This is a genomic window from Pseudothioclava arenosa (assembly GCF_002358085.1).
In the GTDB taxonomy this organism is placed as follows: Bacteria; Pseudomonadota; Alphaproteobacteria; order Rhodobacterales; family Rhodobacteraceae; genus Pseudothioclava; species Pseudothioclava arenosa.
On record NZ_NTJD01000001.1, the window covers coordinates 57,882 to 71,905 of the forward strand.

The 14,024-nt window shown below is 66.1% G+C and carries 11 protein-coding genes and 1 pseudogene; 6 read left to right on the plus strand and 6 right to left on the minus strand.

The features are described from left to right. Positions 1 to 45: 45 nt before the first annotated feature. The 4 genes from CLN94_RS00305 to CLN94_RS00320 form a co-directional block, all read right to left on the minus strand. Positions 46 to 393, minus strand: a complete 348-nt coding sequence (locus tag CLN94_RS00305) for a hypothetical protein (RefSeq protein ID WP_096429861.1) — start codon at positions 391 to 393, stop codon at positions 46 to 48. 93 nt (positions 394 to 486) lie between these two features. Beyond that, entirely contained in the window at positions 487 to 1,356 is an 870-nt protein-coding gene (locus tag CLN94_RS00310; RefSeq protein WP_096429863.1) for a 50S ribosomal protein L11 methyltransferase, read from the minus strand. A gap of 48 nt (positions 1,357 to 1,404) precedes the next feature. Next, on the minus strand, positions 1,405 to 2,043 hold the full coding sequence (gene msrA / locus CLN94_RS00315) for a peptide-methionine (S)-S-oxide reductase MsrA (RefSeq protein WP_096429865.1): 639 nt from the start codon (positions 2,041 to 2,043) through the stop codon (positions 1,405 to 1,407). A gap of 54 nt (positions 2,044 to 2,097) precedes the next feature. Then, the gene (locus tag CLN94_RS00320) at positions 2,098 to 3,318 is read right to left on the minus strand and encodes an MFS transporter (RefSeq protein WP_096429867.1); all 1,221 of its coding nucleotides are present in this window, start codon (positions 3,316 to 3,318) and stop codon (positions 2,098 to 2,100) included. A gap of 120 nt (positions 3,319 to 3,438) precedes the next feature. Here CLN94_RS00320 and CLN94_RS00325 point away from each other — a divergent pair, with 120 nt between their 5' ends. Then, positions 3,439 to 4,503 carry a YeeE/YedE family protein gene (locus CLN94_RS00325; RefSeq protein WP_096429869.1) on the plus strand — a complete coding sequence of 355 codons (1,065 nt, stop codon included), beginning with the start codon at positions 3,439 to 3,441 and terminating at the stop codon, positions 4,501 to 4,503. Here CLN94_RS00325 and CLN94_RS00330 read toward each other — a convergent pair whose 3' ends face one another. Then, entirely contained in the window at positions 4,504 to 6,693 is a 2,190-nt protein-coding gene (locus CLN94_RS00330; protein ID WP_096429871.1) for a primosomal protein N', read from the minus strand. 177 nt (positions 6,694 to 6,870) lie between these two features. Here CLN94_RS00330 and fsa point away from each other — a divergent pair, with 177 nt between their 5' ends. From fsa to CLN94_RS00350, 4 genes are all read left to right on the plus strand, one after another. Beyond that, a complete protein-coding gene (fsa, locus tag CLN94_RS00335; protein WP_096429873.1) occupies positions 6,871 to 7,524 on the plus strand; it encodes a fructose-6-phosphate aldolase in 654 nt (217 codons plus the stop codon). 127 nt (positions 7,525 to 7,651) lie between these two features. Beyond that, positions 7,652 to 8,356, plus strand: coding sequence for a DUF484 family protein (locus CLN94_RS00340; protein WP_096429875.1), 705 nt, complete (start codon positions 7,652 to 7,654; stop codon positions 8,354 to 8,356). Continuing rightward, positions 8,356 to 9,276 carry a tyrosine recombinase XerC gene (locus CLN94_RS00345; RefSeq protein ID WP_096429877.1) on the plus strand — a complete coding sequence of 307 codons (921 nt, stop codon included), beginning with the start codon at positions 8,356 to 8,358 and terminating at the stop codon, positions 9,274 to 9,276. Before CLN94_RS00340 ends, CLN94_RS00345 begins: the two co-directional genes overlap by 1 nt. Positions 9,277 to 9,318: 42 nt before the next feature. Further along, positions 9,319 to 10,023 carry a CDP-alcohol phosphatidyltransferase family protein gene (locus CLN94_RS00350; protein WP_096429879.1) on the plus strand — a complete coding sequence of 235 codons (705 nt, stop codon included), beginning with the start codon at positions 9,319 to 9,321 and terminating at the stop codon, positions 10,021 to 10,023. Between the two features lie 66 nt (positions 10,024 to 10,089). Here CLN94_RS00350 and ileS read toward each other — a convergent pair whose 3' ends face one another. After that, positions 10,090 to 12,996: an isoleucine--tRNA ligase gene (gene ileS / locus CLN94_RS00355; protein WP_096429881.1), complete on the minus strand. Its 2,907-nt coding sequence runs from the start codon at positions 12,994 to 12,996 to the stop codon at positions 10,090 to 10,092. Positions 12,997 to 13,312: 316 nt separating this feature from the next. On the opposite strand from ileS, the pseudogene CLN94_RS00360 reads away from it, so the two are divergent. Beyond that, positions 13,313 to 13,945 (plus strand): annotated as a pseudogene (locus CLN94_RS00360) (hypothetical protein); the annotation flags it as partial. Positions 13,946 to 14,024 lie beyond the last annotated feature (79 nt).

The window sequence follows — 14,024 nt, forward strand, 5'->3', positions numbered from 1 at the left end:
CGCGCGGGGTGACCCGGCGCGGCCCTATGGCAATAATGCCTTGGGTCAATTCATGATCGGATGCAGCGAATCCGCGATCTTGCGGGTCAGAGGGTCGGCGCGCAGCACCCAGGCGCTGGCCTGCTCGACCATGCTGCCGGTTTCCAGCATCGCGACTTTCTGGTCGTAGCTGGTGGGGCCCATATGCGAGAACATCGCCGCCTTCAGCAGCAGCGCGCTGAACAGGATCATGCCAAGCGCGCGCAGCGGAATGCTGCGGCGGGATTTCGGACGCGTCGAATCGAAATAGCTCCGGCCAAGGGTGCCGGTGGCTTCGAAAGCGCCGCCCGCTTTCTGGATCTGCTCGATCTTTTGCAACCGAGCTTCAAAATCTTTCAGGTTCCGGTCACTCATATCCAACCTCACAGCGAGGAAAGACCACGCGCTAACAGTGTAGCGTAAAAACCAAGGTTTCGCGCGCGCATACTAGGGCAAGACTTTGTTCGATTATGCCTTCTGCATCACCAATGTCGTCCAGTCGCCATATTCGTTTCTGGCGCGGAGACAAAAGCAGACGTTTTCGTAAGCGGCAATCACCTCGTCGGCCTGCTCATGCAGGATCCCGGACAGGATGATGTGCCCCGATTCGCCGCAATGCGCGGCCATATCAGGGGCCAGCGTGATCAGCGGCCCTTTCAGGATATTGGCAAAGATCAGGTCGTAAGGCGCGACAGCCTTGAGGTGGGGATGCTCAAAGCCCGCCGCCTCGACACAGATCACCCGATCGGCCAGCCCGTTCATTTCGACATTGGCGCGGGCGGTTTCCACCGCGACCGGGTCGATATCCGAGGCCATCACCGCCTCGGGCCAGAGCTTGGCAGCCGCCATTGCCAGCACCGCCGTGCCGCAACCGATATCGGCCACATTGGTGGCGCGCAGCCCGTCACGCTCCAGCGCATCGAGCGCCTTCAGGCAGCCCAGCGTCGTGCCGTGATGGCCGGTGCCGAAGGCCATGGCCGCGTCGATGCGCAGGGCGATCGCGTCCGCGGGGACCTTGTCGGCATCATGGCTGCCATAGACGAAAAACCGCCCCGCCTCGACCGGCGCCAGCTCGCGGCGAACATGGGCGACCCAATCGGTCTCGGGCAGTTCCGAGACCACGAAGGGCGCCGCCCCATGCGCCGCCGCCAGAAGGTCGAGCACGATGTCATTCGGCAGTTCGGTGAAATAGGAGCCGACCTCCCACTTTTCCGAGCCATCCTCGATCTCGAAGACGCCGACGCCATAGGCGGGCGGATCGAGATCTTCCAGCCGTTCGGCCAGCGCCTCGGCCAGATCGCGGTCGGGCAGGGTGGTGAAAGCGGTAAAGGTGGTCATGGCAGATCCTTTCGGTTCAGCCCGCTTTCGCCCGTTCTGCCCCGGTGGTCAAGCCTTGAGCCCGATCGGGCAGCTCACGCCGGTGCCGCCGATGCCGCAATAGCCCTGCGGGTTCTTGGCCAGATATTGCTGGTGGTAATCCTCGGCGAAATAGAAGGGCGGGGCGGGCAGGATCTCGGTGGTGACGGCACCGTAACCCGCCGCCGCGAGCCGCGTCGCATAGGCCGCGCGGCTGGCCTCGGCGGCCTCGGCCTGGGCCTCCGAATAGGTGTAGATCCCCGAGCGATACTGCGTGCCCCGGTCATTGCCCTGCCGCATGCCCTGCGTGGGGTCATGATTTTCCCAGAACAGTTTCAAGAGGTCGTCATAGCTGGTCTCACGCGGGTCAAAGATGACGCGCACCACCTCGTTGTGGCCGGTCATGCCGGTGCAGACCTCTTTGTAGGTCGGGTTGGGGGTGAGCCCGCCGGCATAGCCCGCCATTGTCAGCCAGATGCCGGGATGCTGCCAGAACTTGCGCTCGACGCCCCAGAAACAGCCCATGCCGAACATCACCTCTTCCATGCCTTCGGGCAGCGGCGCGCGGAGCGGACGGCCAAAGACGAAATGCGGCTCGAGGATCGGCATCGGCGTGGCACGGCCGGGCAGGGCCTGATCGGGGGTGGGCAGTTGGGTCGGTCTGAACATGGGGGCCTCCGTTTGTCGCAAAGATAGCGGCGGCGGGCGCGATTTCCAGTGCGCTCAGAGCGTCGTGAACACTGTCTCCATCCCCTTGTCGGGGTGGCGCTGGATCAGCGCGGCCAGCACCATCGAGCAAAGCGCCATCCCCGCCGCCAGCGCAAAGACCATCACCGGCGAGCTGATCCAGAGGTAGCCCAGGAGCGCCGGCAGGAACACCGCCGCGATATGGTTGATGGTGAAGGCGACGGCTGCGGTGGGTGCGATATCGGCGGGGTCGGCGATTTTCTGGAAATAGGTCTTCATCGCGAAAGCCAGCGCGAAAAAGATGTGGTCGACGACGTAGAGCGTACCGGCGACCCAGACCGGCCAGTCGAACAGGTAAAGCCCCGCGTAAAGCCCGAACACCGCCGTCAGCCCGGCATATTCGAACAAGAGCGCCGCGCGCTCGCCGAACCGGCCGACCATTTTGCCCATCATCGGCGCCAGCACCATGTTGGCGAGGAAGTTGATCAGGAAAAGCGCGGTGATCTCATGGACTTCGAAGCCGTATTTCTCGACCATCATGAAGGCGGCAAAGACCACGAAAATCTGCCGCCGCGCGCCCGCCATCATCTGCAGCGCATAGTAAAGCCAGTAGCGGCGGCGCAGCACGAAGGTTTTAAGCTGCGGCTCGCGCGCCTCGAATTGCGGATAGAGCAGGGCCGCGGCGGCCACGATCACCAGCGTCGTGCCGCCCGCCAGCCCGTAGACCAGCCCATAGCTCAGATCAAAACTCTTCCACGTCAGCACCAGAAGCCCATAGGCCACGAGCGATGCCCCCGAGCCCACCGCCACGATCCGCCCCAGCGTCTCGGGGGCGCGCTTGCGGTCGATCCATTGCAGTTGCAGCGACTGGTTCACCGTCTCGAAATAATGGAACCCGATCGAGGACAGGAGCGTCACCACCATCAGCCCGCCGAAGCTGGGAAACAGCGCGGTGACCGCCGTCGCCGCGCCCAAAAGCGACAGCGCCAGAAGCGCCAGCACCTGTTCGCGCAGCACCCAGAGCACCACGATCACCCCGATTGCAAGGAAGCCGGGCACTTCGCGCAGGCTGTGCAGCCAGCCGATCTCGCGGCCGGTGAAACCCGCCACCTCGATGACGAAGTTGTTCAAAAGCGCCGACCATGTGGCGAAGCTGATCGGCATCGCCGCCGCCATCAGGTACAAAAGCGCATCGGGCCTGCGCCAGCGCGGCAGGGCCTTGGCCTCGTCGATGGAAATGCGGTTCGCGCGGATCATGCGTTTCGATAGGCGCGCCGCGCCCGCTTCGCAACGCCTGATTCAGATCAAGGCACGTCATATTCGGGAAGTGGCATATACTTCGCCCAGACGGGAGGCGAGTCTGGGAGGGCGCAGCGCATGGATATCGTGGAAATCATCGAAAGCATCGGCGAAGGGCCGGCGGCGGCGCTGTTCGGCATTGTCACCGGCATCATCTTTGGCGTCGCGGCGCAGCGCTCGAACTTCTGCCTGCGGGCTGCGACGGTCGAGTTCGCGCGCGGCAAGCTGGGGCAGAAGGTGGCGATCTGGTTCCTGACTTTCTCGACGGCCGTGGTCTGGGTGCAGGGCGCGCAGATGCTCGGCCTGTTTCGTGGCATCGACAGCCGGGTGATGTCGGTTCCGGGCAGCTGGTCGGGGGCGATCATCGGCGGGCTGATGTTCGGCGCGGGCATGGTGATGGCGCGCGGCTGTTCGGGGCGCCTGCTGGTGCTGGCGTCGACGGGCAACCTGCGCTCGGTCGTGTCGGGGCTGATTTTCGCGGTGACCGCGCAGATGAGCCTCAAGGGCATCCTCGCGCCCTATCGCGACACGCTGGCGAGCCTCTGGATCACCGGCTCCGAGAATGTCTCTTTGCTGAACCTGCTGCACTTGCCTGAATGGGCGGGGCTGGCGCTGGGCGTGGCCACGGCGGCGCTGGCGCTGTTCCTGGCGGTGCGCAACAAGCTCAGCGCGAAGGTGCTGGTCTTTGCCTCGGGCGTGGGCTTTGCGGTGGCGGTGGGCTGGGTGCTGACCTGGCAACTGGCGCAGGTGGCCTTCGATCCGGTGCCGGTCTCGTCGGTCACCTTCTCGGGGCCTTCGGCCAACACGCTGATGTTCTTCCTCGATCGCAACGCGGTGCTGGAGTTCGACGTGGGCCTTGTGCCCGGCGTGGTGATCGGGGCGTTCCTGTCCTCGATGCTCTCGCGCGAGTTCGCCTGGCAGGCGTTTGACAGCGTACCGATCATGCGCCGCTCGATGATCGGCGCGGTGCTGATGGGGTTCGGCGCGATGCTCGCGGGCGGCTGCGCGATCGGCAATGGCGTGACGGGCGGGTCGGTCTTTGCCGCGACGGCGTGGCTGGCGCTGTTCTGCATGTGGGTCGGCGCGATGACCACCGATTACCTGCTGGACCAGCGCAACCTCTCGCCCGCAGCGGCCTGCTGATTACAGGAAACTCTGCGGGTCGATATCGACAGCCAGCCGCACCTGCGCGGGCAGTTTGACCTGCCGCAGCCATTGGCGCAGCGCCTTTTGCAGGGGCGCGCCCTTGTCGGCCTTGACCAGCATCCGCACCCGATGCCGCCCGCGCACCCGCGCGATTGGCGCGGGCGCCGGGCCAAAGACCTGCGCGCCGATCTGCGCGAGCGGCCCGGTCTGGCGCGCCAGCGCGCTGCCGATCTCGAAGAGGGGCTGCACCTCGGGGCCGGACAGGATGATCCCGGCCATGCGGCCATAGGGCGGTACCCCGGCCGCGCGCCGCTGCGCCGCCTCTTCGCGCCAGAAGGCTTCCTCATTGCCGCCAAGGATTGCCCGGATCACCGGATGCTCGGGCTGGAAGGTCTGAAGCAGCGCGCGGCCCGGTTTCTCGGCCCGCCCCGCGCGCCCCGCCACCTGCCGCATCAATTGAAAGGTGCGCTCGGCCGCGCGCAGGTCCGAGCCTTGCAGGCCGAGGTCCGCGTCGATCACCCCGACCAGCGTGAGCAGCGGAAAGTTGTGCCCCTTCGCCACGATCTGCGTGCCGATGATGATGTCGGCGCCGCCCGCCGCGATGGTCTCGATCGCCTCCTTCAGCGCGCGCGCCGAACCGAACAGGTCCGAGGATAGCACCGCCACGCGCGCATCGGGGAAACGCTCGGCCACCTCTTCGGCGAGGCGCTCGACGCCGGGGCCGACGGGGGCGAGCTTGCCCTCGACCTTGCACGACGGGCAGGCCTCGGGGATCGGCTTCGTCTCGCCGCATTGGTGGCAGACGAGGCGCTTCTGGAAGCGGTGCTCGACCATGCGCGCGTCGCAATGATCGCAGCCGATCTGATGCCCGCAGGCGCGGCAGATCGTGACCGGCGCATAGCCGCGCCGGTTCAGGAACAGCATCGCCTGCTCGCCCGCGCGGATGCGGGCCAGCACCTCGCCCACCAGTGTCGGTGAGATCCAATGCGCCGCCTCGATCCGCTCGGCGCGCATGTCGATCGCGGCCATCTCGGGCAGCTCCGAGGCGCCAAACCGCGACTGCAGATCGATGCGCGTGTATTTTCCGGCCTCGGCATTGGCCCAGCTTTCAAGGCTCGGCGTGGCCGAGGCCAGCACCACCTGCGCCCCCGCGAAAGAGGCGCGCAGCACCGCCATGTCGCGCGCATTGTAAAGCACGCCTTCCTCTTGCTTGTAGGAGCTGTCGTGTTCCTCATCGACGACGATCAGCCCGAGGTCGCGAAACGGCAAAAACAGCGCCGAGCGTGCGCCGACGACCAGCTGCACCTCCCCCTCGGCCGCCATTTTCCACAGCCGCCGCCGCTCGGACTGGGTGGCGCCAGAATGCCACTCGCCGGGGCGCGCGCCGAAACGTTCTTCGACGCGGGCCAGGAATTCGGTGGTCAGCGCGATCTCGGGCAGGAGCGCCAGCGCCTGCCGGCCCTGACGCAGGCATTCGGCCACGGCCTCCAGATAAACCTCGGTCTTGCCGGACCCCGTCACCCCCTTCAGCAGGCAGGTGCCAAACCGCCCCGCGCCCGCGCGCAGGGCCTCGGCGCCCCGGGCCTGATCGTCAGACAGGTTTTTGCCCGGCCGCGTCGGGTCGAGCCGCGGATAGGGCAGGTCGCGCGGTACCTCGGCCTCGATCAACACGCCCGAGGTCGCCAGCCCCTTCACCACCTGCGGCGTCACGCCCGCCATCTGCGCCAGCTCGCTCAGGTAGAACCCCGCGCCGCCATGATCGCGCATCACTTCCAGCACCCGCTCGCGCGCTTCGGTCATCCGTGCGGGCAGGGTGCTGCCCGGCCGATAGACCTTGCGCGCGCCGGGCGCGTCGAACAGACCCGGCGTGCGCGTGGCCAGCCGCAAGACCCCGGGCAGCGAGGTCATCGTGTAATCCGCCATCCGGATCAGGAACTCGCGCAACTCCTCGCGCATCGGCGGCACATCGAGCACCCGGATCACCGGCTTCAGCCGCGCGGCATCGAACCGTCCGTCACCCGCCCCCCAGACCACGCCCATCACCTTGCGCGGCCCCAGCGGCACCTCGACGAAGGCGCCCAAAAAACACCCGCCCTCGGGCGCCAGGTAATCCAGCGGCCGCCCGATCGGCTCGGCGGTCAGCACCGCCAGCCGTGCCCCCGCCTCGAACCAGCTTTGCCCGCTCATGCCGCGCGCCCCTTTTCATCGAGCCCGAAATACTCTCGGGGGGCAGGGCCGCAGGCCCGCGGGGGGCAGACAGCCCCCCTTGCACAGCGATAGCCGCCATGCGCCGCGCGATTCCGCACTAGGAACCAGCCCGTCTTTGCGCTATCTGGCCCGCGAATGCTGCTCAGGAGACCTCGCATGAAATTCTTCGTCGATACCGCCGATGTTGCGGCCATCAAGGAACTCAACGACCTCGGCATGGTCGATGGCGTGACCACCAACCCTTCGCTGATCCTGAAATCGGGGCGCGACATTCTCGAAGTGACCCGCGAAATCTGCGACATGGTTTCGGGCCCGGTCTCGGCCGAGGTCGTGGCCACCGAGGCGAAGGACATGATCACCGAAGGTCTGAAACTGGCCAAGATCGCCTCCAACATCGCGATCAAGGTCCCGCTGACCTGGGATGGCCTGACCGCCTGTAAGGCTTTCGCATCCGAGGGCCACATGGTCAACGTCACTCTGTGCTTCTCGGCGGCGCAGGCGATCCTCGCGGCCAAGGCCGGCGCGAGCTTCATCTCGCCCTTCATCGGCCGTCTCGACGACATCAACCTCGACGGCATGCAGCTGATCGAGGACATCCGCACGATCTACGACAATTACGACTTCAAGACCGAGGTGCTGGCCGCCTCGATCCGTTCGGTCAATCACGTCACCGATTGCGCCCGCGTCGGCGCGGATGTGATCACCGCGCCGCCCGCCGTGATCAAGTCGATGGCCAACCACGTGCTGACCGACAAGGGCCTCGACCAGTTCCTGAAGGACTGGGCCAAGACCGGCCAGAAGATCGTCTGATCCATCCGGCAAAGGCCCGCCCATGAGGCGGGCCTTTTTCGTATCGGGCCGGAAACAGGGATGATTTTCCGCACAGCTCGTGTAATCTGGCCCGAAGCAAGACCGATAAACGGGCGAGACCACGGGCATGACCGACACTGCACTGGCCGATCAGATTCGCGCCAAGATCATCTCCGATCCGGATATGATCCTCGAAGACCGCGACCTGATGCGCGCGCTGATCGCGGCCAACGAACACGCGATGGGCGCCAATATCATCGACCTGCGCGGCATCGCGATGGAGCGCCTCGAAGCGCGGCTCGACCGGCTCGAGGACACGCATCGCTCGGTGATCGCGGCGGCCTATGAAAACCTCGCCGGCACCAATCAGATCCACCGCGCCGTGCTGCGCATGCTCGATCCGTTTGACTTCGAGGGTTTCCTCAAGAGCCTCGGCACCGATGTCGCCGAGATCCTGCGCGTCGATCAGGTGCGGCTGGTGCTCGAAAGCCTGCATTCCGAGAATGACCCGGCGCTGCGCCATCTGGGCGACGTGCTCTGCGTGGCCGAGCCCGGTTTCGTGCATGACTATATGCAGGGCGAGCGCTCGGGCCAGCCGCGCACGGTGGTGCTGCGCCAGACCGTGCCGCAATCGGCGGTGATCTATGGCGAGGCCTCGGGCTGGATCCGCTCCGAGGCGCTGATGCGGCTGGACCTCGGTGAGGGGCGGCTGCCCGGCATGCTGGTGATGGGCGCCGAAGACCCGCATCAGTTCAAACCCTCGCAGGGCACCGACCTGCTCGGCTTCTTCGCGGGTGTGTTCGAACGCGCGATGCGCCGCTGGCTGAGCTGATGGCGGGCTATTCCGAGGGCGCGGCGGAGGCGCTGGCCTTCTGGCTCGACCACATGCGCGCGCTCGATGGCGCCTCGGAGAATACGCTCAAGGCCTATCGCACCGATGTCGCGGGGTTCCTGCGCTTCCTGCATCTGCATCACGGCGACAGCCTTGGCGTGGCGCGGCTCGCGCAGGTTTCGCAATCCGACATGCGCGCCTGGATGGCGCAGGAACGCGGGCGGGGCCTGTCGGCGCGTTCGCTCGCCCGCGCGCTCTCCTCGGTCAAGAGCTTCATCCGCTGGCTCGCCGATCGCGAGGGGTTCGACGCGACCCATGTGCTGGCAGCCCGCGCCCCGAAGTTTCAACGCAAGCTGCCCCGCCCGCTGGCCCCCGACGCCGCCGCCGCGATGATCGAGCAGGTCGATACCCAGGCGATGGAACCCTGGATCGCCGCGCGCGATGCGGCCGTGGTGACGCTGCTGTATGGCTGCGGGCTACGGATATCGGAGGCGCTCGGCCTTACCGGCGATCAGTTTCCGCTGCCCGAGGTGATGCGTATCCGTGGCAAGGGCGACAAGGAGCGGATCGTGCCGGTCCTGCCCGCCGCACGCGCCGCCGTGGCCGAATATATCCGCCTCTGCCCCTATCCCACTGAGCCGGGCCTGCCGCTGTTTCGCGGCAAGCGCGGCGGTGCGCTCAATCCGCGGATGATCTCGCGCGCGATGGAGCAGGCGCGGATGGCGCTGGGGCTGCCCTCAAGCGCCACGCCCCACGCGATGCGCCACAGCTTCGCCACCCATCTTCTTGCTGCTGGCGGCGACCTGCGCGCGATCCAGGAATTGCTTGGCCACGCCAGCCTCGCCACCACCCAGATCTACACCGCCGTCGATCAGGCCCGGCTGATGGAGATCTACCGCGATGCCCACCCGCGCGCCTGAGCCCGGGTTGTGAATCAAGGGGCTTTCGGGCATGACGGGAGCATGGATATTCGCCTCAAAGCCCTTTCCGTCCACATGCTCACCGCGACGGGCGCTGTTCTCTCGATGCTGGCCATGCTGGCCGCTGTCGAGGAAAAATGGAGCCTGATGTTCCTGTGGCTGGTGGTGGCGCTGTTCGTCGACGGCATCGACGGCCCGCTCGCGCGGCGCTACGACGTCAAAGAGAATTTCCCGATCTATGACGGCGTCCTGATGGACCTGATCGTGGATTACCTGACCTATGTCTTCATCCCGGCCTATGCGCTGTTCAAGTCGGGGCTCTTGCCGGGCTGGACGGGCTGGCTCGCGATCATCGCCATCACCTATGCCAGCGTTATCTATTTCTCCGACACCCGGATGAAGACCAAGGACAATTCCTTCTCGGGCTTCCCGGCCTGCTGGAACATGGTGGTGCTGGTGCTCTTCGCGCTCGAACCCGGCTACTGGGTGACGCTGGGCGTGGTGCTCGCGCTGGCGGTGGCGATGTTCTTCCCGCTGAAATTCATCCACCCCACCCGCACCCGGCGCTGGCGCGCGCTCAGCCTGCCGATGGCGCTGGGCTGGACGGTGTTTGCGGGCTGGGCGGCCTGGGTCGATTTCCACCCCGAAAGCTGGGCGCATTGGGGGCTGGTGGTCACCTCGGTCTATCTGGTCGCGGTGGGCATCGTGCAGCAGATCGTGCCCGAGCGCCCCGAACACGCGGCCTGACCCCTTCATTTTGCCGAAAATATCCCCGCCGGAGGCAGAACGGGCGCCCGAAGGCGCCCGTTTTTCTTAACCCAGAGCGGCGTTGCAGCGCGCACAGGTGCAGGGGTGTTTATGGCTGCCCACATCGGGTAGGATCTTCCAGCACCGCGCGCATTTCTCGCCCATCGCGCGTTCAAACACCACCGCGATCCCCGAGGCTTCGGGCAGGCGGAAGGCCTCGTTCGGCGCGGGGTCTGCGGTCAGTTGCAGGTCCGAGGTGATGCACAGATCGGCGAAGGGCACCGATTTCAGCACCGCCAGCAGCGCGCCGTCGTCGATATGCACGACCGGCGCGGCTTCAAGCGAGGCGCCGATGACCTTTTCGCTGCGCTGAATTTCCAGCGCCGCCGTCACCGCGCGGCGTGCCCGGCGGATGCCGTCCCATTTCGCGGCGAGATCGGCGTTCAGCCAGCCCTCGGGCGTGGCCGGGAAATCCTGCAGGTGGACCGAGCTGTCCTCGCCCGGGAAGCGCGACAGCCAGACGTCTTCCATCGTGAAGCACAGGATCGGCGCGAACCAGGTGGTGAGACGGTGGAACAGGAGGTCCATCACCGTGCGGGTCGCGCGGCGCGTCAGGCTGTCCGGCGCATCGCAATAGAGCGCGTCCTTGCGGATGTCGAAATAGAAGGCCGACAGATCGACGGTGCAGAAGTTGAACAGCGACTGGAACACGCCCTGGAAGTCGAAGGCCGCATAGCCCTCGCGCACCTGCGTATCGAGTTGCGCCAGACGGTGCAGCACCCATTGCTCCAGCTCGGGCATGTCTGCGGGGGCGACCCGCTCGGCCTCCTCGAACCCCGCGAGCGCGCCCAGCATGAAACGCAGCGTGTTGCGCAGGCGGCGATAGCTGTCGGCGGTGCCTTTCAGGATTTTCGCACCGATCCGCAGGTCGACGGTGTAATCCGACTGCGCCACCCAGAGCCGCAGGATGTCGGCGCCGTATTCGTCGATCACCTCTTGCGGGGCCACCGTGTTGCCCAGCGATTTCGACATCTTCATGCCCTTTTCGTCGAGCGTGAAGCCATGCGTCACCACGTTGCGATAGGGCGCGCGGCCCTTGGTGGCGCAGGCCTGCAGGAGCGACGAATGGAACCAGCCGCGGTGCTGGTCGGTGCCCTCAAGGTAGACGTCGGCGATGCCATCCTTGGTGCCGTCGGGACGGTCGCGCAGCACGAAGGCATGGGTCGAGCCACTATCGAACCAGACGTCGAGCACGTCAAAGACCTGCTCGTAATCCTCGGCATTCACCAGATTGCCCAGCACGCGCTCCTTGAAGCCCTCGGTGTACCAGACATCGGCGCCGTGCTCTTCGAACTCGGCCACGATGCGGGCGTTCACCTGCGGGTCGCGCAGCAGGAAATCGGCATCCGTGGGCTTGGCGCCGCGCTTGGTGAAGCAGGTCAGCGGCACGCCCCAGGCGCGCTGGCGCGACAGCACCCAGTCGGGGCGCGTCTCGATCATCGAATGCAGGCGGTTCTGGCCCTTGGCGGGCGTGAACTTGACCAGATCCTCGATCGAGGTCAGCGCGCGCTGGCGGATCGTGGTGCCGTAGTCGTTCATGTCATCGGCAAGGTCCACGTCGATCGCGGCAAACCATTGCGGCGTGTTGCGATAGATCAGCGGCGCCTTGGAGCGCCAGGAATGCGGGTAGGAGTGCCGCATCTTGCCCTTGGCCAGAAGCGCACCGGCCCAGGCCAGCTGCTTGATATTGCTGACGTTCGCGGGGCCTTCCTTGCCATCGGGCAGAATGATCGCCTCGCCGCCGAACAAGGGCAGATCGGCGCGATAGCTACCATCGGGCTCGACGTTATAGGTCATCGGCAGGCCGAATTTCACGCCCAGCTGATAGTCGTCGTCGCCATGCGAGGGCGCGGTATGCACAAAGCCCGTGCCCGCGTCATCGGTCACGTGATCGCCGGGCAGCATCGGCACGTCGAAATCCCACTCGCCATTCGCGCCTTCGACGCCGGCATAGGGATGGCGCAGGATCAGGCCGTCGAACTCATCGGCTGCCACGTCGCGGACACGGGTAAAGCCCGCGACCTTGGCCGCCGTCATCACCGATTGCGCAAGGGCGTCGGCCAGCACCAGCATCTCGCCCTCGGTTGCGGTCGATTTCTCTTCCAACGCGTCGACGCGGTAGAGGCCATAGGCGATCGCGGGGTTATAGGCCACGGCGCGGTTTTGCGGAATCGTCCAGGGCGTCGTGGTCCAGATCACCACCGAGGCGCCATCGAGCCCCGAGACCGGCTTGAACCGCACCCAGATCGTGTGGCTGGTGTGGTCGTGATATTCGACCTCGGCCTCGGCCAGCGCGGTTTTCTCGACCGGCGACCACATCACGGGTTTCGAGCCCTGATAGAGCGCGCCGTTCATCAGGAACTTCATGAATTCCTCGGCGATCACCGCCTCGGCATGGTAGTTCATCGTGAGGTAGGGATCGGCCCAGTTGCCGGTCACGCCGAGGCGCTTGAATTCCTCGCGCTGGATGTCGACCCAGCCCTCGGCGAATTTGCGGCATTCCTGACGGAAGGCGACGGTATCGACCGCGTCCTTGTCGAGCCCCTTGGCGCGGTATTGCTCTTCGATCTTCCATTCGATCGGCAGGCCGTGGCAATCCCAGCCGGGCACATAGCGGCTGTCATGGCCCATCATCTGATGGGCGCGCACGATGAAATCCTTGATCGTCTTGTTCAGCGCGTGACCGATATGCAGGTGGCCGTTGGCATAGGGCGGGCCGTCATGCAGCGTGAAGGGCGTGCGCGCGCCATCCGCGTTCTTGGCGCGCAGGCGGTCGTAGATGCCGATCTTTTCCCAGCGGGCGAGCCATTCGGGTTCGCGCATCGGCAGGCCCGCGCGCATCGGGAACTCGGTTTCGGGCAAAAAGACGGTGTCGCGGTAGTCAACTGCGGTTTCGGGCGTGTCGGCGCACATGGAAATATCCTCGGACTGGGCGGGGCGGTTGCCCCAAGCTGGGCCGCGCGGATCGCGGCCCCGGTTCACAGCATCTCCCGGCTACCCTGACGCGTCAGAGCGCCGGGCCGGTAATTCGCTGGCTGTGAACATAATGAGTCATGCCCGCCTTATAGGCGGCGCGGCATGGGGCGGCAAGCGGGGAAAGGGGCGCTGCCCCCTCTGGCCTTGCGGCCATTCACCCCCGGAGTATTTGCGGCTCGATGAAAGGGGGCGGGTGGCCTTCAATCCGGCGCCGCGATGGCTTAGGCTTGGGCAAGCCGACAAGGAGGGCGCGATGACTGAAACGACCGGGATGCTGGCCCCAGAAGAGGTGCAGGCGCTGTTCACGCGCGCCGATGGCGACTATCTGTTCGCGCGCTGGGGGCGGCCGATCGTGCCGATCGTGTTCGGGGTCGAGGCGCAGACGCTGGCGATCGTGAAGGGCGCGGTCGAGGCGGTGGTGGTGTTGGCCGGGCACAAGATGGCCGAGCACGACCCCGAGATCGGTGCCAACCTGATGATTTTCTTCTTCCGCGACTGGCAGGAGCTGCTGGAGGTGCCCAATCTCGACCAGATGATCGAGGGGCTGCAGGATCTGGTGGTGCGGCTCGATGATGCGGGGGCAAACCAGTATCGGGTGTTCCGCTTTGACAAAGACGGCGCGATCCGGGCGTGCTTCGCCTTTATCCGTATGGATGCGGCGCTCGACGAGGTGCCTGCCGAGACCATCGCGCTGAGCCAGGCGGTGCAGATGATCCTGCTCTGGTCGGACCGCGCCTTTGCCGAGCGTTCGCCTCTGGCGATGGCGCGCGGGGTGACGGTGTTGCGCCCCGAAATCGCCTCGGTGATCGCGGCGGGCTATGACCCGGTGATGCCGGCGGTCGCACAGGATGCGACCCATGCGCTGCGGCTGGCGGCGCGGGCGGGGCTGCGCCGTGCTGAGGCCGAGGCGGCCAGCGCCGGGCTCGCGGCCGAGGTCGCCAAGACCCACGAAGGCACCCCGCCCG